The sequence below is a fragment of the Pseudoalteromonas sp. P1-11 genome (assembly GCF_001399995.1).
GTDB lineage: Bacteria > Pseudomonadota > Gammaproteobacteria > Enterobacterales > Alteromonadaceae > Pseudoalteromonas > Pseudoalteromonas atlantica.
In genome coordinates this window covers 200,435-222,675 of record NZ_LJSP01000001.1, presented here as the reverse complement: position 1 = coordinate 222,675, position 22,241 = coordinate 200,435, and the positions used below count along the sequence as shown (strand labels likewise).

Annotated in this window: 25 protein-coding genes; 14 read left to right on the top strand and 11 right to left on the bottom strand. The window is 42.2% G+C overall.

Features of this window, described 5'->3' with window-relative positions:
• Nucleotides 1–108 precede the first annotated feature (108 nt).
• From murA to AN390_RS00985, 7 genes are read right to left on the bottom strand one after another with little or no spacing between them, the layout of a single operon-like run.
• Nucleotides 109–1,368, bottom strand: coding sequence for a UDP-N-acetylglucosamine 1-carboxyvinyltransferase (murA, locus tag AN390_RS01015; RefSeq protein ID WP_004589098.1), 1,260 nt, complete (start codon nt 1,366–1,368; stop codon nt 109–111).
• Between the two features lie 13 nt (nt 1,369–1,381).
• On the bottom strand, nt 1,382–1,639 hold the full coding sequence (locus tag AN390_RS01010; protein ID WP_004589097.1) for a BolA family protein: 258 nt from the start codon (nt 1,637–1,639) through the stop codon (nt 1,382–1,384).
• Between the two features lie 5 nt (nt 1,640–1,644).
• On the bottom strand, nt 1,645–1,938 hold the full coding sequence (locus tag AN390_RS01005; RefSeq protein WP_055252726.1) for a lipid asymmetry maintenance protein MlaB: 294 nt from the start codon (nt 1,936–1,938) through the stop codon (nt 1,645–1,647).
• Nucleotides 1,931–2,611, bottom strand: a complete 681-nt coding sequence (locus AN390_RS01000) for a phospholipid-binding protein MlaC (RefSeq protein ID WP_029774075.1) — start codon at nt 2,609–2,611, stop codon at nt 1,931–1,933. The genes AN390_RS01005 and AN390_RS01000 overlap by 8 nt, the downstream gene beginning before the upstream one ends.
• Nucleotides 2,612–2,616: 5 nt before the next feature.
• Complete coding sequence (mlaD, locus tag AN390_RS00995; protein ID WP_004589094.1) at nt 2,617–3,165, bottom strand: outer membrane lipid asymmetry maintenance protein MlaD; 549 nt, start codon at nt 3,163–3,165, stop codon at nt 2,617–2,619.
• 13 nt (nt 3,166–3,178) lie between these two features.
• Nucleotides 3,179–3,958 (bottom strand): lipid asymmetry maintenance ABC transporter permease subunit MlaE, encoded by a 780-nt coding sequence (gene mlaE, locus AN390_RS00990; RefSeq protein ID WP_024033330.1) that lies wholly within the window; start codon nt 3,956–3,958, stop codon nt 3,179–3,181.
• Nucleotides 3,958–4,761, bottom strand: coding sequence for an ATP-binding cassette domain-containing protein (locus AN390_RS00985; RefSeq protein ID WP_004589092.1), 804 nt, complete (start codon nt 4,759–4,761; stop codon nt 3,958–3,960). The genes mlaE and AN390_RS00985 overlap by 1 nt, the downstream gene beginning before the upstream one ends.
• 254 nt (nt 4,762–5,015) lie before the next feature.
• Here AN390_RS00985 and AN390_RS00980 point away from each other — a divergent pair, with 254 nt between their 5' ends.
• From AN390_RS00980 to mgtE, 12 genes are all read left to right on the top strand, one after another.
• Nucleotides 5,016–5,984: a calcium/sodium antiporter gene (locus AN390_RS00980; RefSeq protein ID WP_004589091.1), complete on the top strand. Its 969-nt coding sequence runs from the start codon at nt 5,016–5,018 to the stop codon at nt 5,982–5,984.
• Between the two features lie 2 nt (nt 5,985–5,986).
• Nucleotides 5,987–6,958 (top strand): KpsF/GutQ family sugar-phosphate isomerase, encoded by a 972-nt coding sequence (locus AN390_RS00975; protein WP_055252725.1) that lies wholly within the window; start codon nt 5,987–5,989, stop codon nt 6,956–6,958.
• Nucleotides 6,959–7,510, top strand: a complete 552-nt coding sequence (gene kdsC / locus AN390_RS00970; RefSeq protein ID WP_055252724.1) for a 3-deoxy-manno-octulosonate-8-phosphatase KdsC — start codon at nt 6,959–6,961, stop codon at nt 7,508–7,510.
• Nucleotides 7,507–8,061, top strand: coding sequence for an LPS export ABC transporter periplasmic protein LptC (lptC, locus tag AN390_RS00965; protein ID WP_054982305.1), 555 nt, complete (start codon nt 7,507–7,509; stop codon nt 8,059–8,061). Before kdsC ends, lptC begins: the two co-directional genes overlap by 4 nt.
• On the top strand, nt 8,051–8,599 hold the full coding sequence (lptA, locus tag AN390_RS00960) for a lipopolysaccharide transport periplasmic protein LptA (RefSeq protein ID WP_004589087.1): 549 nt from the start codon (nt 8,051–8,053) through the stop codon (nt 8,597–8,599). The genes lptC and lptA overlap by 11 nt, the downstream gene beginning before the upstream one ends.
• Complete coding sequence (lptB, locus tag AN390_RS00955) at nt 8,596–9,321, top strand: LPS export ABC transporter ATP-binding protein (RefSeq protein WP_004589086.1); 726 nt, start codon at nt 8,596–8,598, stop codon at nt 9,319–9,321. The genes lptA and lptB overlap by 4 nt, the downstream gene beginning before the upstream one ends.
• Nucleotides 9,322–9,390: 69 nt before the next feature.
• Nucleotides 9,391–10,890 (top strand): RNA polymerase factor sigma-54, encoded by a 1,500-nt coding sequence (locus AN390_RS00950; protein WP_004589085.1) that lies wholly within the window; start codon nt 9,391–9,393, stop codon nt 10,888–10,890.
• A 27-nt stretch (nt 10,891–10,917) separates the two neighbouring features.
• A complete protein-coding gene (gene hpf, locus AN390_RS00945; RefSeq protein WP_004589084.1) occupies nt 10,918–11,205 on the top strand; it encodes a ribosome hibernation promoting factor in 288 nt (95 codons plus the stop codon).
• Between the two features lie 4 nt (nt 11,206–11,209).
• Complete coding sequence (locus AN390_RS00940) at nt 11,210–11,662, top strand: PTS sugar transporter subunit IIA (RefSeq protein ID WP_004589083.1); 453 nt, start codon at nt 11,210–11,212, stop codon at nt 11,660–11,662.
• Between the two features lie 19 nt (nt 11,663–11,681).
• Nucleotides 11,682–12,527: an RNase adapter RapZ gene (gene rapZ / locus AN390_RS00935; RefSeq protein ID WP_004589082.1), complete on the top strand. Its 846-nt coding sequence runs from the start codon at nt 11,682–11,684 to the stop codon at nt 12,525–12,527.
• 40 nt (nt 12,528–12,567) lie between these two features.
• The gene (locus AN390_RS00930) at nt 12,568–12,840 is read left to right on the top strand and encodes an HPr family phosphocarrier protein (protein ID WP_004589081.1); all 273 of its coding nucleotides are present in this window, start codon (nt 12,568–12,570) and stop codon (nt 12,838–12,840) included.
• Between the two features lie 258 nt (nt 12,841–13,098).
• A complete protein-coding gene (gene mgtE / locus AN390_RS00925; protein ID WP_004589080.1) occupies nt 13,099–14,457 on the top strand; it encodes a magnesium transporter in 1,359 nt (452 codons plus the stop codon).
• 46 nt (nt 14,458–14,503) lie between these two features.
• On the opposite strand, the gene AN390_RS00920 is transcribed toward mgtE, so the two are convergent.
• Nucleotides 14,504–16,933, bottom strand: a complete 2,430-nt coding sequence (locus tag AN390_RS00920) for a zinc-dependent metalloprotease (RefSeq protein ID WP_055252723.1) — start codon at nt 16,931–16,933, stop codon at nt 14,504–14,506.
• A gap of 155 nt (nt 16,934–17,088) precedes the next feature.
• Here AN390_RS00920 and AN390_RS00915 point away from each other — a divergent pair, with 155 nt between their 5' ends.
• The gene (locus AN390_RS00915) at nt 17,089–18,057 is read left to right on the top strand and encodes a class 1 fructose-bisphosphatase (RefSeq protein ID WP_055252722.1); all 969 of its coding nucleotides are present in this window, start codon (nt 17,089–17,091) and stop codon (nt 18,055–18,057) included.
• A 22-nt stretch (nt 18,058–18,079) separates the two neighbouring features.
• Here the strand turns inward: AN390_RS00915 and zapE are convergent, their stop codons facing one another.
• Nucleotides 18,080–19,189, bottom strand: coding sequence for a cell division protein ZapE (gene zapE, locus AN390_RS00910; protein ID WP_055252721.1), 1,110 nt, complete (start codon nt 19,187–19,189; stop codon nt 18,080–18,082).
• A 59-nt stretch (nt 19,190–19,248) separates the two neighbouring features.
• On the opposite strand from zapE, the gene rsuA reads away from it, so the two are divergent.
• A complete protein-coding gene (gene rsuA / locus AN390_RS00905) occupies nt 19,249–19,941 on the top strand; it encodes a 16S rRNA pseudouridine(516) synthase RsuA (RefSeq protein ID WP_055252720.1) in 693 nt (230 codons plus the stop codon).
• A 26-nt stretch (nt 19,942–19,967) separates the two neighbouring features.
• On the opposite strand, the gene AN390_RS00900 is transcribed toward rsuA, so the two are convergent.
• Together AN390_RS00900 and thiE are read right to left on the bottom strand one after the other, a co-directional pair.
• Nucleotides 19,968–20,720 (bottom strand): HesA/MoeB/ThiF family protein, encoded by a 753-nt coding sequence (locus AN390_RS00900; protein ID WP_055252719.1) that lies wholly within the window; start codon nt 20,718–20,720, stop codon nt 19,968–19,970.
• A complete protein-coding gene (thiE, locus tag AN390_RS00895) occupies nt 20,713–22,239 on the bottom strand; it encodes a thiamine phosphate synthase (RefSeq protein WP_055252718.1) in 1,527 nt (508 codons plus the stop codon). Before thiE ends, AN390_RS00900 begins: the two co-directional genes overlap by 8 nt.
• Nucleotides 22,240–22,241: the final 2 nt, after the last annotated feature.

Here is a 22,241-nt window from a genome sequence, read left to right as displayed (position 1 = left end):
TCCGACCTTTTTTTATGTCTAAAGTAAACTGTGTTTAACTCAGCGCGCTTAATTTAGGAGCAAGTGTGCTCTCACCTCAAAGCGAATAAATATTATTGCGAATGGGTATTAGCTACTTCTGCGCTTAATATTGGCACCTAAGCCACTGAGTTTATCTTCAATGCGTTGATAGCCTCGGTCTACGTGGTAAATACGATCGACTACCGTTTCACCTTGCGCCACAATACCGGTCAAAATTAAGCTTGCAGAAGCGCGTAAATCGGTTGCCATTACTTGTGCGCCACTTAAACTTTGCGTTTCACCACAAATAGCGGTGTGCCCTTCTAAACGAATATTAGCGCCCATGCGTTGTAACTCTGGTACGTGCATAAAGCGGTTTTCAAAAATGGTTTCGGTAATTGTTGCACTACCATTAGCCACTACATTTAACGCGGTGAACTGCGCTTGCATGTCGGTTGGAAAGCCAGGGTGTGGCATGGTTTTAATATTAACGGCTTTGAGCTCACGATTACGCATATCTAAATAAATGCTGTCATCGTTTACTTCAACTAATGCATTTGCGGCACGTAATTTTTCAATAACAGGCTCAAGTGAATGAAAATCTGTTTTTTTACAAAGTACTTCGCCTGCAGCCATCGCTGCTGCAACTAAAAAAGTGCCCGTTTCAATGCGATCAGGTAAAATGCTGTGCTCACAGCCGCCTAAACGCTCTACGCCATCAATTTCTATACGGCTTGTACCTGCACCAGTAATTTTTGCACCCATAGCAATTAGGCAATTGGCCAGGTCAATAATTTCCGGCTCGCGTGCTGCATTTTCAAGCACCGTTTTACCATCGGCAAGTGCTGCGGCCATTAGTAAGTTTTCGGTTGCGCCAACACTGACCATTTCCATGAAAATTTCAGCGCCTTTAAGGCGACCTTCTACCTTTGCATTGATATAACCGTTTTCAACGTTTATTTGTGCGCCCATGCGCTCTAAACCTTGAATATGTATATCAACCGGACGTGCGCCTATAGCACAGCCACCAGGTAGCGATACCTGCGCCTCTCCAAAACGCGCTACTAAAGGCCCAAGTGCCAAAACAGAGGCACGCATTTGCTTAACTAAATCATAAGGAGCAAGCGTTTTATTAACGGTTGCGCCATCGATATACAGTGTATCGCCTTGCCAATTTACAGTTGCGCCTAAGGTGCTTAAAAGCGCCTCAGTGGTCACAATATCGCGAAGGCGAGGAACATTCGTAAATGTACTTTTACCATCGGCAAGCAGTGCGGCAAACAAAATTGGTAATGCGGCATTTTTAGCGCCAGAAATAGTTACTTCACCCGCAAGTGAAGTGCCACCTTGAATTACAAACTGATCCATTAAGAGGCCTTAACTATTGAGGTAAAATAAATTTTTGTTCACGCTTCCACTCAGTTGGCGTAAATGCACGAATTGATACAGCGTGAATTGTACCGTCTGAAATAGTATTCATTAATGGGCCATAAACTAGCTGTTGCTTTTTAACGCGGCTTAAACCGTCAAAGCACTCACCTACTGCAATTACTTCATAATGGCTACCATTGGCTTTTACTTTTACTTCAGATAATTGAAGTTCGTCGCGTAATAATGTTTCGACTTGGCTAGTTTCCATAACTCTCACTCAAATAAAGTTGTTACCTGACCCAACTGCATTAAATTTTGCAATTGCTCAGGTGGATTTTGCAATTCAAGGCGTGTGCCCTGTTGCTTAAATTCAGCAAAAGAGTGAATTAACCAAGCTAAGCCCGCTGTGTCAACCCTCATTACCTCACAAAGGTCAAAATAGATGGTTTTATGCTTACTTAATGACTTGGCGTTCAGAAGCTGTTCATTGCCAATTGAGCTGTGGGTAAGTTCACCACTTACCCTATAGTGCTGCTCATCTACTTGGCTAATTGCCAATTTAGTCATTGCTGTTGTTGCCTCTAAATTGCACAGGTAACTGGCTCTTTTGCTCTAGTAATTTGCTTACGTGTGCAATACCTTGCTGGCGTAAAATACCTTGTAGCTCACTTTGTTTTGCATCGAGTAAGCTAATTCCTTCTGCAATCATATCGTATGCGCGCCACTCGCCGCTGCGATCTTCACGCACTTTAAAATCAATTTTTATGTCAGGCTTGCCATCTTCTGTAATTTTAGTTTTTACTACAACTACATCTTTGCCTTTAAATGGTTGCTCTGCGCCAAATTCTACATGTTGGTCAGTGTATTGAGTAAATACCCCCGCGTAAGTAGCAACTAAATAGCCTCTAAACGCGCCAATAAATTCTTGGATGTCTTTAATTGCTTCGGCTTTTTCGGCTTCATCGGTAATTGCACGCACTTTAGACACTTCACTACCCAACACACGAAGTGCTGCATATTTGTAGTCTATGTAAGGCATCAGCTCTTCTTCTACAATAACACGAAGGTGCTCTTTATCTTTAGTGATAAGCAGTTGATCTTTTTTAATGCGCTCAAATGTATGCTCTGCTACCTGACGCACCATTTTGTTAGGATCTGTCAGTTTAACTTCGGCTGCGCTAACACTTTGCACAGCTAGGGTTGCACCAAGTGCAATAACGGCTAAAAACTGTTTCAACATAATAATTACTCACTACCTTGGTTGAATAAAAACTGCCCAATTAACTCTTCTAAAACAAGTGCAGACTTAGTATCTGTGATTGAATCACCATCACCTAACGCTTTGCTCTCTACGCCAAATAACTCATCGATTGCTTGATCTTGTGCGTTTTCGGTTACTGTTTCACCTAAACAGCGCTGCTCTGCTGCATTAGGAGAAATAACAGGGTGAATACCTAAGTACTGCTCCCCTAAAATACCCGATGTTAAAATTGAGATTGAGCTAGTGTCTGAAAAACGACATAAATACTGTGCATCTATCGTCATATTTACCACAGGCAAAAACTCCTGTGGGTGTACATAAATAGATTCAACACGGCCTATCACTACACCGCCTACTTTTACCGGTGCACGCGCTTTAAGTGAGCCGATATTTTCAAACTTTGCATTTAGCGTGTAGGTTTCGCCCGACCCGCTAATACCCGAATTAGCCACTTTAAGTGCTAACATTGCAAACGCTAAAATGCCTAATGCGACAAAAAAGCCAACTAAAATCTCTAATTTCCGTGAATTCATTATCTATACCCTATTAGCTGGTAAACATTACCGCTGTCAAAATAAAGTCAAACCCTAATACTGCCAGTGATGAGTGTACGACTGTTTCTGTTGTTGCTTTACTGATCCCTTCTGAGGTTGGGATACAGTCGTAGCCCTTATAAAGCGCAATCCAGGTCACTACCATGGCAAATACAAAACTTTTGATCATGCCGTTTAATACATCTTCTTGAAACGATACTTGCGATTGCATTATCGACCAAAAGCTGCCGGTATCTACGCCTAACCAATCAACCCCAACTAAATGAGCACCGATAATAGCAACCGCAGAAAAAATAAGTGCAAGCAATGGCATACTAATAAAACCTGCCCAAAAGCGCGGTGCAATAATGCGCTTGAGAGGATCAATGGCCATCATTTCTAGTGAAGAGAGTTGCTCGGTGGCTTTCATTAAACCTATTTCTGCCGTTAGCGCACTTCCAGCGCGCCCAGCAAATAATAGCGCTGTAACCACAGGGCCTAGTTCGCGTAATAAACTAAGCGCAACTAATGGGCCTAGGCTGTCTTCGGCGCCATAGCCAACCAATACAGTGTAACCTTGCAGCGCAAGCACCATACCAATAAACAAACCCGACACCATAATAATTAATAATGATTGCGAACCAACCATATAAAGTTGGCGCACTAACAGCGGTGTGCCTTTTTTAAAGTTAGGTACATTCCACAATGCATTAAAAAGCATGTTGGCAGAGCGCCCTAATGCAGCAAAACGCCCCAGCGTTTTATGACCTAACTTTTGAAATAAATCCAACATTAAGCGTTTTCTCCTAACAGCTCATCAGCATACGTTTGTGCAGGATAATGAAATGGCACAGGTCCATCCGATAACCCTTTTAAAAACTGCTGTACTAATGGAGATTCATGATTACGCATTTCATCCGGTGTCCCAGCCCCTATTACGCCTTGATCGGCAATAATAATAACGTGATCGGCAATACTCATTACCTCCGTCACATCGTGGGTTACAATAAGGGATGATAAACCTAGCACTTCATTTAACGACTTAATAAGCTTTACCAATACGCCCATAGATATTGGGTCTTGGCCGGCAAAAGGCTCATCATACATAATAAGTTCTGGGTCCAGTGCAATAGCACGTGCAAGTGCTGCTCGTCTGGCCATACCGCCAGAAAGCTCAGAAGGCATTAAATCTTTAGCACCGCGTAAACCCACCGCTTGCAGTTTCATTAATACGACTAGTTTAATTAACGCTTCACTTAACTTGGTGTGCTCTCGCAGAGGAAATGCAATGTTGTCAAATACCGACATATCAGTAAATAACGCACCGCTTTGAAACAGCATGCTCATTTTGGTTCGTGCCGCATATAACTCTTTGCGCGACATACTAGGAATACTGCCACCTTCGAATAAAATATCGCCGGCGTCAGGCTTAAGCTGCCCACCAATTAAGCGTAGCATTGTGGTTTTGCCAATTCCGCTTGGCCCCATAATCGCTGTTATCTTACCTTTAGGAACACTAAAACTCATATTTTTATATATGGTTCTATCGCCTCGCGAAAAGCTAACATCCTTGACTTCTACTATTGATTGCGACAAGTCGCTCTCCGTAACAATGTTCACTCGTGCTCCTATTTTAAGGGTTTTTTAGCCAAGATGGAAAAAACAATTCGTAAGATTTTGTAATACGCCTACAAAAAGCGCTCTAAGGCTGAAGTAAATTGCCTTAACCTTTGCTTAAGCGCATAAAATTCACGCACTGCAATAGTAGACCCTGCTCTTTTGCTTATACTTTCATGTTGGCTTTTGTTACTATTCGCGCCATCTGTATTTTGAACATCTGGCTTAACATAATGGTTACCTCGTTTGTTATTTTAATTCTTGGTTTTGCTGCACTTGTGTGGAGCGCCGACCGATTTGTATACGGTGCGGCAGCGCTTGCTAAAAACTTTGGAGTCCCTACTTTAATTGTTGGCTTAACGGTTGTTGCTATGGGTTCTTCGGCCCCTGAAATGATGGTATCGGCCTCGGCTGCTTTGGCAAATAAAACCGACACAGCGGTCGGTAACGCGGTAGGTTCAAATATAACAAACATCTTACTTGTGTTAGGTATTACTGCGCTGCTACGCCCTTTGAGTGTGTCATCAAGCACTTTAAAACGCGAAATGCCGCTTGTTATGCTGGTATCCTTGGCTACGTGGTATGTATTTTCAGACAACTACTTCTCACTCACCGAAGGGGTGGCATTGCTAGTTGCATTTGCTGTGTTTATTGGCGGCTTGATTGTGGTTTCTTTGCGCGCCAAAAATCAAGATGACCCTTTTGTTTCAGAAGCCTGCGATGAGGTTCCTAACGATGTACCAACTAAAAAAGCCGTTTTATGGCTAATTGTCGGCATGGTTTTATTGCCTGTTAGCTCACACTTTTTAGTTGGTTCAGCAGTCGATATTGCTAAATACTTTGGTTTAAGCGACTTAGTTATTGGCTTAACCATTATCGCCATTGGCACAAGTTTACCTGAACTTGCAGCTTCTGTAGCGGGTGTACTTAAAAACGAAGATGATTTAGCCCTAGGTAATATTGTGGGCTCAAATATATTTAATATTTTAGCGGTATTACCACTTGCAGGTATTATTAACCCATCAGTGGTTGACCCGTCACTTGCAAACCGCGACATACTTATTATGTTAGGTGCTACGCTTGCGCTTATTATTATGTCATTGAACTTTAGAGGTTCTCAGCGTATCAATAGAGTAGAAGGTGGCCTATTACTCATCGCATTTTTGGCGTACCAGGGTTATATTTTTAGTCAAGTAGGGTAACAATGGCACAACTAAATTTTATAGAGCAAGGTTTACGCGTATTAAACATTGAACGCCAAGCGCTTGCTGATATTACACAATACGTTGACGAAAACTTTCATAGTGCGTGTCAGCTCATGTTTGATTGCCAAGGCCGCATTATTGTTATTGGCATGGGTAAATCAGGCCATATTGGTAATAAAATTGCAGCTACCCTTGCAAGTACAGGCAGCCCTGCTTTTTTTGTTCACCCAGGCGAAGCAAGCCATGGTGATTTAGGCATGATAACCAAAAATGACGTGGTTATGCTTATATCAAACTCGGGCGAAACCAGCGAAGTACTTAATATTATTCCGGTGCTTAAACGCCTTGGTGCAAAAATAATATCGATGACAGGCAACCCGCTCTCTACTATGGCTACACTTGCCGATGTGCACGTATGCATAAAAGTAGAACAAGAAGCGTGTTTATTAGGTTTAGCGCCTACAGCAAGCACCACTGCCACTTTAGCGATGGGTGATGCAATGGCAGTTGCGCTTTTAGAAGCACGCGGCTTTACCGCCGATGACTTTGCACTCTCTCACCCTGGTGGCAGTTTAGGTAAGCGATTGTTGCTCACTTTAAAAGATGTAATGCACAGCGGCACAAACACCCCTATTATAGGTGTAACGCAAACAATTAAAGACGCGTTAATAGAAATGTCAGCCAAAGGGCTGGGCATGACCGCTATTGTAGATAACAATCAACAGCTTGCAGGCCTTTTTACCGACGGTGACTTACGCCGTATTTTAGAGCAAAGAGTTGATATACATAGCACCACTATTAGCCAGGTTATGACTAAGTCATGCACAACCGCCACGGCCGATATACTTGCAGCTGAGGCCCTAAACATAATGGAAAACAAACGTATTAATGGTTTAATTGTGGTCAATGATAAAAACCAGCCAATAGGCGCCTTAAATATGCAAGACCTCTTAAAAGCAGGAGTATTATAAATGCAATTTGAAGATCTCTATCAACCGCTAAGCGATGATGCCAAAGCACGCGCCAAAAAAGTAAAACTACTCATATGCGACATTGATGGTGTATTTTCTGATGGCCGAATTTACCTCGGTAACCAAGGCGAAGAATTAAAAGCATTTAATACAAAAGATGGTTTTGGCATTAAAGCGCTGATCAATAGTGGTTTTGAAGTTGCGGTCATTACGGGACGTCACTCAGAAATAGTGCAAACTCGCATGAGCAGCTTAACCGTGCAGCACATTTATCAAGGCCAAGAAGACAAGCTTATTGCTTATCAAGAACTCAAAAACATTTTAAAGTTAACTGACGAACAAATAGCCTATATTGGCGACGATGGCCCTGACATGCCAGTAATGGAGCGCGTTGGCTTTGCCGTTGCAGTTAACGATGCGCACCCGCTTATTAAGCGCTTATCGCATTACACTACGCAAATGCCTGGCGGCTTTGGCGCCGTTAGAGAGCTCACAGACTTACTTATGCTAGAGAATGGCATAGCGCTTACAACACAAGGCACCAGTTCATGAATGCAGCACGCGTTATACTCAGTGCGTTATTCATCGGCTGTATGGTTTGGCTTTGGTACCCTTATTTTACCCAAACCAATGTAGCGCCAGAGCAAGAACCTGAAGTAATTGCAAAGCCCGATTACACCGCTATAGAGCTTAAGCAAACAGCCTATGACGAGCAAGGCAAAATAAGCCATAAAGTCACAGCGGCTAAAATGGAGCTGTACCAACAGCTTGGTTTTACGTTTTTTGAAAAACCTATTTTCACCTTGTATAACGAAAAGCAAACATGGCGAATAAATGCAGACGAAGCAACGCTTTACGAAGATAAACAACTTATTTTAGAAGGCAATGTAGTTGCTAAAAATTTAGTTGATAACGCCATGATAGATAACATCGATGCCGATAACATCGAAGTCGACATTAAAGCGCTAACAATGCGCTCTGAGCAGCCAGTGGTTGTCACTGGGCCTAATTTAAAAATTGTCGGTAAAGGCCTTGAAGCCGATTTAAAAACCGAAGTAATAAAACTAATTAACCATACGCGAACAATATATTATGACCAATAAACTCACTAAAATACTTATTATCCCATCGCTAATGCTTGCATTTAGCGCCTCTGCTGCTGAGCCTGCTGCTCAACCGCCAGCAAATCAAATTTCTATTAGTGCAGACCGTCAAGAAGGCCAACTTAAAGAAAACGTAGGTATTTTTGAAAAGAACGTCGAAATTGTGCATGGTAATCGCAAAATTACAGCCGACCGACTTGAAGTACATAAACGTGAAGACTTAGGGGATAACAAACAACTCCTTATTGCCACTGGCAGCCCAGCCTACTTCGAAGAAAAACAAGACGATGGTACCGTAATGAGCGCCAGTGCAAACGAAGTACGTTACGACGTAGCAAAGCGCTTTTTAACGCTTGTTGGCGATGCTGAAGTCGCACAAGCCGGTCAAAAAATTAATGCTAAAAGTATTACCTACGATATGCAGCAGCAGCTTATTAGCGCAGAAAAAGACGAAAACTCTACGGATCGTGTCCACACAATTTTAGTGCCTGTTGAAGCAAAAATTAAAGAAAAAACAGGTAACGAAGGTCAACCATGAGCACCTTAAAAGCAGAACTATTAGCAAAAAGCTATAAAGGCCGCCAAGTTGTAAAAAATGTAGGCCTTGAGGTAGAAGCCGGCAGCATTGTTGGCTTATTGGGCCCTAATGGCGCAGGTAAAACCACCACCTTTTACATGATTGTAGGATTAGTACCTAGCGACAAAGGTAAAATTTCTATTGATGATAACGACATTACGTTATTACCTATGCACAGCCGCGCCCGCTTAGGCATTGGCTATTTGCCGCAAGAGTCATCAATATTTAGAAAGCTGACAGTTTATCAAAACTTAATGGCTATTTTAGAAACGCGTAAAGAGCTCAATAAAGCCGCGCGAGAAGAAACGCTCAACAACTTACTTGATGAATTTAGTATTCAGCATATTCGCGATAGCCAAGGTATGGCACTTTCTGGTGGTGAACGCCGCCGTGTAGAAATTGCCAGAGCACTGGCAGCAAACCCTAAATTTATTTTATTGGATGAGCCTTTTGCTGGTGTTGATCCGATTTCAGTGTTAGATATAAAGAAAATAATAGAACATCTTAAAAACCGTGGCATTGGCGTATTAATTACCGATCACAATGTAAGAGAAACCCTTGATGTTTGTGAAAAAGCCTACATTGTTTCTCATGGGGAGCTAATTGCATCTGGCACCCCAGAACACGTATTAAATGACAAAACTGTACGCGATGTTTATTTAGGCGAGCAATTTAGGCTGTAACATTTAAGCCACACCTACAAGCATCTGCTAATATTAATTATAACAACATAAAAGGATTGTTAGAGATACATGAGGCAATCATTACAGCTGCGCATGGGCCAGCAACTTACAATGACTCCACAATTGCAACAAGCGATTCGCTTGCTGCAGCTCAGTACATTGGATCTCCAGCAAGAAATACAAGAAGCACTTGATAGCAACCCGCTATTAGAAGTAGAAGAGCAAGATTACACGGAAGAGTCGGCTGGAAAAAATGAGCAAAAAGCAGATACGGATGATGTAACCGTAAGCGCATCGGCTGACGATACAACCAGCGAGTACGAGCAAGACAGTGGCGAAGCTTTAAATAAAGACACCGTTAGCGATGATATGGCAATGGATGTAACTTGGGATGAGTACATGAGCGCAGCCCCTGCGGCATCCTCAGGCCCAATGCCGGAAGATGAGTCTATTTATCAAGGTGCCTCTACTGAAACGCTACATGAGTATTTAATGTGGCAGCTTCAGCTTACTCCTTTTAGCCCAACTGACGAAGCCATTGCTATTGCCATTGTAGAAGCTGTAGATGACTCGGGTATTTTAACGCTAAGTTGCGAAGAGATTTTAGAGAGCTTTAACCAAGAAAACGATGACGAAGTTGAAGTTGAACTTGACGAAATAGAAGCCGTTTTAAAGCGTATTCAGTTATTTGACCCTGTAGGTATAGCCGCGCGCAGTTTACAAGAGTGCTTGTGCATTCAGCTAAACCAGTTTGATAAAGACACCCCTTTTATAGAACAAACTAAAATGATCTTAACCGATCACATTGATCTATTAGCGGCACGCGACTATCGTACATTAATGAAAAAGACTAAGCTTAAAGAAGACGAGCTTAAAGAGGTCATGACCCTAATACATACCCTCAACCCAAAACCTGCAGATACCATAGTAAGGGAAGAGTCGGAGTATGTAATACCGGATGTGTCGGTTAAAAAAATAAAAGGCCGCTGGGTGGTAGAGCTAAACCCAGATAGCATGCCAAAAATACGCGTAAATAGTCAGTACGCGGCTATGTCACGTACCGTAAAATCAAGTGGTGATAGCCAATTTATTCGCTCTCACTTACAAGAAGCTAAATGGTTTATAAAAAGCCTTGAAAGCAGAAACGACACGCTGCTCAAAGTAACAAACTGTATTGTAAAACAGCAACAAGCATTTTTTGAACATGGCCCCGAAGCCATGAAGCCAATGGTTTTAAACGATGTTGCTGAAATGGTAGAAATGCATGAATCGACAATTTCGCGTGTTACTACGCAAAAATATATGCATACGCCACGTGGTATTTTTGAGCTTAAGTATTTTTTCTCAAGCCACGTAAGCACTGAAAACGGCGGCGAGTGTTCATCAACCGCAATACGTGCCCTAATTAAAAAGCTAATTGCCGCGGAAAACTCAGCTAAACCATTGAGTGATAGTAAAATTGCGGATATATTGGCAGAGCAAGGAATTAAAGTAGCTAGACGCACAATAGCAAAATACCGTGAATCGCTAGCTATTCCACCGTCAAATCAGAGAAAGAGTTTGATATAAGACGTAAAAAACAAAGAGGAAATGCTTATGCAACTAAACCTAACTGGTCGTCACGTAGAAGTAACTGATTCACTTAGAGACTATGTAAATAATAAATTTGCAAAGCTAGAAAGGCACTCAGATCATATTAGCAATGTGCATGTCATTCTCGATGTAGAAAAACTCAACCAAAAAGCAGAAGCGACTATTCATGTAAGTGGCGCAGATTTATTTGCCTCAACAGAGCACCAAGATATGTATGCCGCTATAGACTCGTTGATTGACAAGCTCGATCGTCAAGTCATAAAACATAAAGAGAAGCTTGCTAGACACTAATATTATGAAATTAAGTACATTAGTATGCCAGGACTGCAGCAAAGCTGCGGTCCTTTTTAGTAGTAAAAAAAGAATTTTAGAGTTTATCAGTGAGCTAGCTCATGAAAAGCTCCCCTACTTACCACAACAAGATATTCTTAATGCGCTGGCAAGCAGAGAAAAGCTAGGCAGTACTGGCATTGGCCGGGGTATCGCCATTCCTCATGGCAGAATGGGTGGCGTAGAAGAGCCGCTGGCTTTAGTACTTGTTAGCGACACCCCTGTTAACTTTGATGCTATTGATAACTGCCCTGTTGATATTTTTGTTGCACTCATCGTACCAGATGGCGATAACCAACAGCACCTAAAGACTCTGGCAACCATAGCTGATAAACTGAGCAACAAAGAATTTTGTAAACAGCTGCGTAGTGCTAAAACCGATGCAGAGCTGTATCAAGTAATTGTTGATCAATCGTAGTAAATACTAAGGGCTATAAATGGAGTTAATTATCATAAGCGGCCGTTCTGGTTCAGGTAAGTCGGTTGCTTTACGCGTGGTTGAAGATTTAGGCTATTATTGCGTAGATAATATTCCGGTCAACTTACTGCCCTCTTTAGTGCGAAGTGTTTCAGATAACTATGACAAAATAGCCGTTAGTATAGATGTTCGTAATATCCCCAAAGAACAAGACGAATTTAACGATATTCTCGAGTACCTTCCTGACTTTGCTAAACCCACACTGTTTTATTTAGATAGTGATGATCAAACACTGATCAAACGTTTTTCAGAAACACGCAGATTACACCCTTTATCCATCGATTCACTGCCGCTTGATTTAGCAATAAAAAAAGAAAAAGAACTGCTTGATGTACTCGTAACACGCGCTGACTTTATGCTTGATACCACCGATTTAAGTGTGCACCAATTAGCAGAGTCAATTCGCGAAAAAATACTGGGTAAAAAAGATAAGCAACTTATTGTAACGTTTGAATCGTTTGGCTTTAAACACGGCATACCTAAAGAAGCTGATTATGTTTTTGATGCTCGCTTTTTGCCAAACCCCCACTGGGAGCCTGAACTTAAACCGCTTACGGGCCTTGATCAACCAGTAAAAGATTTTTTGGCAAATCACAGCATAGTGCAAAAATTCACTTGGCAAATTCAAACCTTTGTACAAACTTGGTTGCCACACTTAGAGCGTAATAACCGTAGTTACCTCACTATTGCAATAGGCTGTACTGGTGGTCAACACCGCTCGGTTTATTTAGCGCAAGCCATTGGTGAGAGCTTTGCTATGACGCATCCGAATGTCAAAATTCGTCATCGTGAGCAAGAAAAGTAACCTTAAAATAATAACCTGTTCAGTTTAGGTATAGTAATTTATGCGCTGTGAAGACACATTTTTAATAAAAAATAAATTAGGCTTACACGCCAGAGCGGCAACGGTCCTTGCGCAATTAGCTGTGCAGTTTGATGCTAAAATCACCTTACACCAAGATGATAAAGAAGCCGCAGGCGACAGCGTATTAGCTTTAATGCTACTTGAAAGCAGTAAAGGTAAAGAAGTTAAAGTAGTCTGTGAAGGCCCTGATTCAGAGCAAGCTTTGCATGCGGTTGGGCAATTAATTGCACAACGATTTAACGAGCAAGAATAATTTAAAGCACCATAGCCTTATAAGTTAAAGACTTATCAGGCCAGACTATAAAGATTTAGTAAATTAGGGTATTCCGACTCGCCTAATTTAGTGCTTTAATTTAGGGTAATAAAGCCATGCCCCTGCTAAATTTGGTTACTTAATTTTAAACACTAATTTAGTCCCAGCATTGGGTTTAGCACAAAAATAAAGAAAATGACAGTGGGCAACTCCACTTACTAAACACCTTTCCATTACACAAAAATATTTAGGATGCCAATGCCAGAAGCGTTTGAACAAGACTATCCACTACAGCAACTAAAACAAGTGACTAAATCACTTAATAGTGGGCAATTTGTTCAAGTAAGACGCATGCTAGCAAAAACAGCACCTTGTGATACAGCACTGCTGCTTGAATCCTCTCCGCATAAAATTAGACGCATGCTTTGGCAACTGGTTGACCCAGATGTGCAAGGGGATGTGCTAGAAGAGCTCTCTGAAGATGTACGTTTAGGTATCATTGCACAAATGGAACCTGAGCATATTGCCGCGGCCACTGAGGATATGGGCCACGATGATTTAGGTGAAGTCCTACGTAGCCTACCTGATACCGTGTACAAAGATGTGGTTAGCGCTATGGATACGCAAGACCGCGAACGCGCTACACAAGCTTTATCTTACCAAGAGCGCTCAGCAGGCGCGCTAATGAACACCGATACGGTGACCATTCGCCCAGACGTTACACTTGATGTTGTGCTGCGTTATATTAGGCTACGCGGTGAGCTGCCAGAGGGCACCGATGATTTATACGTTGTTGATAAACATAACTGTTTTTTAGGTGCATTATCACTTAGTACACTGTTAACTAATCCGCCTGAAAAAATTGTTCAAGATTTAATGGATGAAGACTGTGAGTCTATCCCTATTTCGATGGATGAAAGTGAAGTTGCTCAGTTATTTGAGCGCCATAACTGGATATCGGCCCCTGTAGTCGATGATAACGCCCACTTGCTTGGGCGTGTCACCATTGATGATATTGTTGATGTTATTCGTGAAGATGCAGAGCACAGCTTATTAAGCCTTGCCGGTCTTGATGATGAAGAAGACACCTTTGCACCTGTTTTAAAAAGCTCAAAAAAACGCTCAGTATGGCTTGGCGTTAACTTACTCACAGCCTTAGCTGCCGCCTTCGTGGCCAGCTTTTTTGAAAGCACCTTAGATATATTACCTATTTTAGCTGTACTCAATGGCATTGTGCCCTCAATGGGTGGTGTAGCAGGTAGCCAATCTTTAACTCTAGTTATTCGCGGTATTGCCGTGGGCCACATTAACCAAACTAACCAACGATTTTTAATGGCTAAAGAGCTGGCGATAGGCGCATTAAACGGGGTTATTTGGTCAATACTTATAGCCAGTGTAATTGCGCTTTGGCAATGGGATTTTATGCTTGGCGGCGTGCTCGCATTTGCAATGTTTATGAACCTTGTAGTGGCTGGTGTTGCTGGCGCATGTATTCCTATTTTATTGAAAAAAATGAATATAGACCCTGCACTTGCAGGTAGTGTTGTACTTACGACGGTGACTGATATTGTCGGTATTTTTGCCTTTTTAGGCACCGCAACGTGGCTACTTATTTAGCAACCTGAACTCAGGTAAAGTAGCCACTACACACTAAAACATATAATTAAATTGGTGAGCCCGGTGGCATTGGTAAACCACTAAAGTTTTCAGGCCACTTACCTACTTTTAAAAACTGTTTTATTTGCTCTGCTAAATACTGTTTAAACGCGCTTTCTCCTACACTGGTATTACTTAACATTGAGTTTTGATTGTACTCTTTGCTTAATTTTACCAAGTAGAAACGTAACTGCGCCTGCACCTCTGGGCTTACCTTGTCGCTAGTGACTAAATCAGCCATATTTTTTGCAGTTAAAAATTGCACCCGCTGGGTGATTTTGCCTTTCATTGTATTAGGTGATGACACATTAAACACCTGGCTGTAAAGCTGCTCTAGCAGCTCATCTAAGCTGTAAAAATTAGAATTACGTACTTGTTGTTGAGCTAAACGATTTAAACGCTGTGGGTTTAATAATAACGATAAACTATGCTGCGCAGCTACTTCTGGCAAGGCCATCGCATCAAGAGTTAAACCCGTACGACCTGTTATGCTTTCACGCGATTTAGACTCGCCATATGCTTTTGGCGGAATAAGCGCTAACACCGACTCAGGCAAAATTAAATTAGCCGGTTTTAATGTTGTTAAAATAGCACTAAGCGCCGCTTGCTGCTGCGCTTTTGCAACCACTTGCGCGCCCTTAGCAGGTGAGTTGTTACGTGTTTCGTATTCGTAGTTAACCCCCGCAATTAGCTTAACTGCAGCCTCTACTTGATAGCGATGAAATAAATAAAGCGGCACGAGTTTTTCTTCTAACTGCGAGAGTGCATCGCCCGTTTTAATGTTGTTAATACCAAATTGCGAAAGCGCTTTTTTACGTACATCAAGCACTCTAAGTAACTCTTGCGCTGGGTTAGTACCGTTATCCCATAAGTGCGCTGTAGGGTGTGCACCGCCCTTTGCGCGTGCGTCGCTATCAGATATAAACTCAAGGCCCTTCGTTTTGTTCTCTTTTAATATTGCTGCAAGCTCAGCGCTTTCATCTTGATTAGTAAAGTCGCTGTAACCATACTTAATAACTTGGGTATCCCATACGCCCATACCGCTTGCATAGCCGCGGGTTACATCAAGCTCGCCTTGCTCGTTAAAGCTAAGTAGTGGGTGCGGGTAATCCATAACCGACGCTCTATCCCCCACCGAGGCTGCAAAGTTATGTGCAATGCCCAGCGTATGGCCAATTTCGTGTGCACTTAACTGGCGAATCCTATCAAGTGCCATTGCCTGTAAGTTTTTAGCCACCTCGTTACCTTTTAAATAAGGCGCACCAAGGGCTTCTGCAATTAAAATATCTTGGCGTACACGCAATGAGCCTAGTGTTACATGCCCTTTGAGTATTTCGCCGGTACGAGGGTCTATAACAGAGCTTCCGTAAGACCATCCGCGTGTAGCACGATGCACCCACTGAATAACGTTATAGCGAATATCCATAGGATCAGCATTGCTCGGCAGTACTTTGACTATAAATGCGTTTTTATAGCCTGCTGCGCTAAAGGCATCATTCCACCACTTACCGCCTTCAAGTAACGCGCTTTTAACCGGCTCAGGCACGCCAGGGTCTAGGTAATAAGTAATGGGCTCTACGGGTTCACTAATCGGTAAACTTGGATCTTTTTTAGCTAAGCGATGACGCGGTATATAGCGCACAAACATAGATTCACCAAGGGGGGCTGCATAGTCTTTATGCTCAATGTTCCAATACCCTGATTGCGGGTCAAATTTACGTGGCGTGTATTTATCATCAGGTAATTTAATAAGTGAGTGGTGCATATGTACAGTAAGTGCGTATGCATCGGCGCTTACTTGGCGCACAAATTTACCTGGTTTAGTGCCCTTAAACGTTAATACTGCTTCAAGCTCGGTATTTTTTACAAATGCTTTTGAGCGATTCATATACACAGCGCTGCGTGATTCATCAAGGCTAAAGCTGCCTTGCTTGCGCGCTGCAAGCGTACGGCTTACCCCGTGTACATCGCTTAATAAATAGGGTGTGTAATCAATCAGGAGCGTTTTTTCGCTTTGCGCTACCACTTTAAAGCCCGCTAAAATACTGGATGCAAAGGCCTCTTTAATACTTTGCTGCTCAGCTTTGTTAGTGGTATTAGCGCGATAATATGTATTTAGCGCGCGCAACATTACTTTATCGCCAAAACGCTCAAACTGAACTAAATGCGTGTTACCAAGTTGGCCTCTATCTAAGCCTATATCGTTAGAGCCAACACCATAGGGTAAGCTTTGCTGAAGTAAAAATTGCTGCTCTAATTTATCTACTTTTAAAAACACTTTGCCGTTTTGAGTATCGTAATAAAACGAAAAGTACCCAGGAAAGTGATTCATTTGCGCAGTAAATTCATCTATAGGCTTAATTGCTGCGTGCGCTTGGGTTATCATAGAGCACAGCATAGTAAAGAATATGTAACTTATTAGTGGTATTTTTTTCATAATCTTATCTTTGTTATTGGCGTTTTAAGTACAATTAGGTGGCACCATTATTACAGTGCTATTTAAACAATACAGGTATTTAAGACGAAATTCAGCGCACTAAGTTAATCTCTCTCACATTTAGATTAGCTAGTACACGTTATCAGGAAAATAGAATGCGTAGACTCCCACCAGTATTACTAGAAGACGGTTGTCCTAGAGAACTTTTATCGTTAATTAGAACCATTTTAGCAGCATGTAAAGAAATTTCGTTTCGTGTTGGCCAAGGTGCGCTTTCTGGCGTATTAGGCTCAACGCTTGATGAAAACATTCAAGGCGAAACCCAAAAAAAGCTCGATGTACTATCTAATCAGCTTTTAAAAGATATTTTACTGGAGTCTGGGTCAGTTAAAGCCATCGCCTCAGAAGAAGAAGACTACACAGTAGCTGGCAACCATGACGCTAAATACATTGTGGCGTTTGACCCGCTTGATGGCTCATCAAATACCGATATTAACTCGCTAGTGGGTACTATATTTTCAATTATGGAAGCCCCAGAAGGCTCAGATGCCGCCGATCAAAGTATTTTTATGCAGCCAGGCCACAAACAAGTTGCTGCAGGTTACGTGCTTTACGGCCCATCAACTATGCTTGCACTTACTACAGGTAAAGGCACGCGCATGTTTACGCTAGATAAAACCCAAGGTAGCTTTTTACTAACACAAGACTTTGCCACTATCCCTGCTGATACAAACGAATTTGCCATTAATGCGTCAAACCAGCGTCATTGGCAGCCAGCAATGCAAAACTATATTAATGACTTACTCGCTGGCGATACCGGCCCACGTGCTAAAAACTTTAACATGCGCTGGATTGCCGCTATGGTTGGCGATGTGCACCGTGTACTTAGCCGTGGTGGTTTATTTACCTACCCAACCGACACCAAAGATGCAAATAAACCTAATAAGCTACGTTTACTGTACGAAGCCAACCCCATGGCTATGCTAGTTGAGCAAGCAGGTGGTATCGCCTCTACGGGTACTGAGCGTATTATGGATATTCAACCCGATGCAATCCACCAGCGTGTGGCGGTAATATTAGGCTCTAAAAACGAAGTAGAAACGTGCTTGGGATACCATAAGTAATTCTTTAATTAAAAGGAAATACTTACCAATTTTGCATTTCGACAATGCGCGACTGCGTTCGCGCATATTCAAAGCTTAACTTTTGCCCCTGATACAAATAGTCAACGTGCGCGTGGGCGTTAATAACTAACAACTTATGGCAATCGTAAAACTCATCAACCAATGCAATAAAACGCCGCGCTTCGTCATCTAAATAATGCTCATTTAGAATTTGTTTTTCGCGTTGATAACTGTCTTCAATACCATGCACTATTACTTTACCTGTTGCGCCTACACCCATTTTTGGCACATTTTCTATATATAAAATATCAAACTGCTTGGCTAAAAACATATAATCGTAAGCGCTACGCGCTCCTGAGCAAAGCGCCATAAAATCGATCATTAATGCATTATCTGCGGTTAATAAGCACGGTAAGCTGCGGGAGTGTACCTGTAAAATTTGGTTTTCCTTTGCTTGTGGATACTGAGATAAAAACTGCTTTTTAAACTCGCTTATAGGTAAATTAATAAAATAATGGCGGCTATTTTTACCGTACCTAAAGCGATGGTCATCCTGCCCTTCAACACTAATAACATGGCAATAATTTTTAATTAAATCGATTGTGGGTAAAAACCGCGCGCGCTGTAGGCCATTGCGATAAAGCTGCTCAGGTTTTGCATTAGAAGTTGCCACCAGCACTACCCCACAATCAAACAAGGCGTTAAATAACCTTGCCATAATCATTGCATCGCCAATGTCGCTAACAAAAAACTCATCAAAACACAGCACTTTTATATCTTTCGCCCATTGTTTAGCAATTAACGTGAGGGGGTTTTTATGACCTTGTAGCTGGGCTAGTTGCGTGTGTATTTGCGCCATAAAGTGATGAAAATGCAGCCGCTGCTTACGCTCAGAGGGTAAATTTTTATAAAATAAATCCATTAACATGGATTTACCCCGCCCCACCGGCCCATGCAAATAAACCCCTTTAATCAACGGCGCCTTTTTCCACCAAGGTGTTTTTATGTGTAACTGTATACTTAGGTTATTTAACGCATTTACCGCATTTTGCTGAGCGCTATCAACACACAGTTCACCCGCATCTATTTTTGCTTGGTAAAGCCTCAAAATTTGTGGGTAGTTTACTGACATGGGGTTTCACTATCGGCTATAATCGCCGCCATTGTAGCCGACTAAAAATGTGAACCAAAATGAAATTCCCTTGCCGCTTAGATAAATTTATTAGCCACCTAGCCGAGCTACCACGCTCAAAAGCTCGCGCGGGTATTAAACGCCAAGAAGTGCAAGTAAATGGGGAAGTTGTTAGCGCGTTCGATTTTCAAGTAGCCCAGCAAGATGAAGTAACATTTGCTGGTGAGCCTATGGTATTTTTAGGCAAACGCTACTTTATGCTGCACAAACCTGTAGGCTACGTGTGTGCAAATGTAGATGAACTACACCCCACCGTATTTGATTTACTCGATGAGCCAAATATGGCCGACTTTCATGTAGCAGGTCGCCTTGATATAGACACCACCGGCTTAGTACTTATTACTAACGATGGCGATTGGTCGCACCGTATTACCTCGCCAAAGCACAACAAATTAAAAACCTACTTAGTAGAAACTCAAGAGCCTATAACCGAAGAAGCATTAGAGCAACTACGCAGCGGCGTACAACTTCACAACGAAAAAGATCTCACCCGTCCAGCTAAAGCAGAAGCACTTGCCACCTACAGCTTACGTTTATCAATCAGCGAAGGTAAATACCACCAAGTTAAACGCATGTTAGCCGCGGTAGGTAACAAAGTGGTAGAGCTACACCGCGAGCAAATAGGTAATATTATACTGGACGAAAACTTAGCAAGTGGCGAGTATAGACAATTAACAGAGGGTGAGGTTTAAATAAACTGCTCATTTAAAGTAAATGATTACCTCAAAGCACACTCTTTACAGTTTATATCTTTAATCATTTTAAATTGCTGTTGCTTTAAGCTCAGCGCATCAAAGCTGATAAACACACTACCTTCAACATGCCCTAGCAGCATATTAAGCGTAAGCTGTGCCTGCATAGAGCCTATAATTCCTAACAGTGGGCTTATTACACCGGCATTACTACAATTTACAGCGGGTGCGGCGTCACTTTTTGCAAAAACACAGCCATAACATGGGCTATTGTTTTGCCTAAAATCAAAGCCCATAAGTTGCCCACGACTTGCAATCGCGGCACCTGCAATTAAAGGCAACTTATGAGTAAAGCAATAACGGTTAACACTGTAACGTGTGGCAAAACTATCAGAGCAATCAAGTACTATGTCGGCATTTTTTAAAAGCTCCCCTGCGTTGTTATCATCGAGCTTTTTACAATGCGTCACTATTTCTATTTGATTATTAAGGCTTGTTAATACTTTGCCAGCAGCGGTGACCTTGTTTTGCCCTAAGTGATTAACTTTATAAAGCACTTGGCGCTGCAAGTTAGAAAGCTCAACCGCATCATCATCTATTAAAATAAGTGTACCAATACCTGCCGCAGCTAAATACAAAAGTGCAGGGCTACCTAGCCCGCCAGCTCCCACTACTGCTACTGTGGCTGCTTTAAGTGCTAACTGCCCTTCTAACCCCACTTCTTTTAATAATAAGTGGCGACTATAACGCAGAGTTTCTTTATCGCTAAGCTTATTCATTAGGCTGATTTATAGCACTTTTTAGCGCACTAATTGCAGCAATATAATCATTCGCTTCACTAATCGCTCGTACTACCGCAACACTGCCTACTCCTGTACTTGCAACCTCGCTTGCGCGGGTTAAATCTATGCCACCAATGGCAACTGTTGGGTAGCTTTGCATTAATGGCACACACTTTTTAAGTTTATCGAGACCTTGTATTTGGCCGCTCATATCTTTGGTCGTGGTTTGGTAAATAGCACCAAATGCCATATAACTTGGTCGGTAGTTGTGCGCACGTAACATTTCGTAAAAACCGTGGGTAGAAAGCCCAAGCCTTAAACCCGCGTCTTTAATCGCGGCTAAATTAGCGGTTTCTAAATCTTCTTGGCCTAAGTGTACGCCGTAGGCACCGTGCTTTATTGCCAACTGCCAGTAGTCGTTTATAAATACGTGAGCGTGGTACTTTTTACCCAGCTCTACGGCCTGCTTAATTAATTCATCAAGCTCAAGGTCGGTTTTATTTTTAACGCGAAGCTGCGCAGTAGTAATACCTTGCTGCAAACATTTATCTAGCCAATCTAGGCTATCGACCACAGCATACAAGCCCAGCTTTTTGCTCTCACAAGGTGCAAAATCAGCGGCCATATTAAATTCCAGCGGCACATCAAAATCAAGCTCATCACCAAGCCAGCTGCCAGGCTCTATTACTTGCGGGTAGTCATCTAACTGTGTAGGAAAAGCAGTATGTGCAACAGGGCCTATTCCTTCGCCGTATCTAACCGACTGCTTTAAGCCCTGATTTATATAAGCTTTAGCTAAAATAAAAGCATCTTTTAGAGGGTAGTCTTTTGCTAAACACGCGGCAATAACCGAGGCCATACTACAACCTGTACCATGACTATGAGGGCATTGAATTTTTTTATTCCCAAGCCAATACTCTTCGCCGTTTTGTGTGCAGTAATCAATACAATAACCTGTTGGGTAATCCCAGTGCCCGCCTTTAATAACAACCGCTTTTGCACCCCAACTTAATAGCTTTTTAGCAGCGTCTTTCACGGCGCTTGGGCCAATTAAATACACCCCTGTTAATAATTGAGTTTCGTGCGTGTTAGGTGTTATTACATCCACCAGCGGCATTAAGCATTCTTTAATGGCACTTACGGTATCTTCCTCTGTTAATACATCACCACTTGAAGCAATTGCAACGGGGTCGTATACAATCACAGGCGGTACAGGCCATTTAGCTTTATAATGCGCTATATGCTCACTTATTAATTGAATTTGCTGCACATTAGCCAGCATGCCAATTTTAATTACTTTGGCTTTCATATCGCTTTCGAGTGCGAGTAATTGCGATTCAATAATATCGGTAGATACCGCGTTAATGGCCTCTACACCTAAGCTATTTTGCGCCGTAAGCGCGGTAATTGCAGTACAGCCATGCACGCCAAAACTTTGCATTGCTTTTATATCGGCTTGAATGCCTGCGCCACCACCTGAGTCTGAGCCTGCAATTGTCCACACTAAATTATTCATAC

Bases quoted from the DNA above. Each gene is read 5' to 3' on its own strand.
- zapE (WP_055252721.1), bottom strand. From the start codon at position 19,189: ATGTCAGTAAACTACCCACAAATTTTGAGGCTTTACCAAGCAAAAATA.
- AN390_RS00975 (WP_055252725.1), top strand. From the start codon at position 5,987: ATGGCACAACTAAATTTTATAGAGCAAGGTTTACGCGTATTAAACATT.
- lptA (WP_004589087.1), top strand. From the start codon at position 8,051: ATGACCAATAAACTCACTAAAATACTTATTATCCCATCGCTAATGCTT.
- mlaD (WP_004589094.1), bottom strand. From the start codon at position 3,165: ATGAATTCACGGAAATTAGAGATTTTAGTTGGCTTTTTTGTCGCATTA.
- thiE (WP_055252718.1), bottom strand. From the start codon at position 22,239: ATGAATAATTTAGTGTGGACAATTGCAGGCTCAGACTCAGGTGGTGGC.
- AN390_RS00920 (WP_055252723.1), bottom strand. From the start codon at position 16,933: ATGAAAAAAATACCACTAATAAGTTACATATTCTTTACTATGCTGTGC.
- AN390_RS00950 (WP_004589085.1), top strand. From the start codon at position 9,391: ATGAGGCAATCATTACAGCTGCGCATGGGCCAGCAACTTACAATGACT.
- AN390_RS01010 (WP_004589097.1), bottom strand. From the start codon at position 1,639: ATGGAAACTAGCCAAGTCGAAACATTATTACGCGACGAACTTCAATTA.
- rapZ (WP_004589082.1), top strand. From the start codon at position 11,682: ATGGAGTTAATTATCATAAGCGGCCGTTCTGGTTCAGGTAAGTCGGTT.
- mgtE (WP_004589080.1), top strand. From the start codon at position 13,099: ATGCCAGAAGCGTTTGAACAAGACTATCCACTACAGCAACTAAAACAA.
- kdsC (WP_055252724.1), top strand. From the start codon at position 6,959: ATGCAATTTGAAGATCTCTATCAACCGCTAAGCGATGATGCCAAAGCA.
- AN390_RS00900 (WP_055252719.1), bottom strand. From the start codon at position 20,720: ATGAATAAGCTTAGCGATAAAGAAACTCTGCGTTATAGTCGCCACTTA.
- AN390_RS00915 (WP_055252722.1), top strand. From the start codon at position 17,089: ATGCGTAGACTCCCACCAGTATTACTAGAAGACGGTTGTCCTAGAGAA.
- mlaE (WP_024033330.1), bottom strand. From the start codon at position 3,958: ATGTTGGATTTATTTCAAAAGTTAGGTCATAAAACGCTGGGGCGTTTT.
- lptC (WP_054982305.1), top strand. From the start codon at position 7,507: ATGAATGCAGCACGCGTTATACTCAGTGCGTTATTCATCGGCTGTATG.
- lptB (WP_004589086.1), top strand. From the start codon at position 8,596: ATGAGCACCTTAAAAGCAGAACTATTAGCAAAAAGCTATAAAGGCCGC.
- AN390_RS00980 (WP_004589091.1), top strand. From the start codon at position 5,016: ATGGTTACCTCGTTTGTTATTTTAATTCTTGGTTTTGCTGCACTTGTG.
- AN390_RS00930 (WP_004589081.1), top strand. From the start codon at position 12,568: ATGCGCTGTGAAGACACATTTTTAATAAAAAATAAATTAGGCTTACAC.
- AN390_RS01000 (WP_029774075.1), bottom strand. From the start codon at position 2,611: ATGTTGAAACAGTTTTTAGCCGTTATTGCACTTGGTGCAACCCTAGCT.
- murA (WP_004589098.1), bottom strand. From the start codon at position 1,368: ATGGATCAGTTTGTAATTCAAGGTGGCACTTCACTTGCGGGTGAAGTA.
- hpf (WP_004589084.1), top strand. From the start codon at position 10,918: ATGCAACTAAACCTAACTGGTCGTCACGTAGAAGTAACTGATTCACTT.
- rsuA (WP_055252720.1), top strand. From the start codon at position 19,249: ATGAAATTCCCTTGCCGCTTAGATAAATTTATTAGCCACCTAGCCGAG.
- AN390_RS01005 (WP_055252726.1), bottom strand. From the start codon at position 1,938: ATGACTAAATTGGCAATTAGCCAAGTAGATGAGCAGCACTATAGGGTA.
- AN390_RS00940 (WP_004589083.1), top strand. From the start codon at position 11,210: ATGAAATTAAGTACATTAGTATGCCAGGACTGCAGCAAAGCTGCGGTC.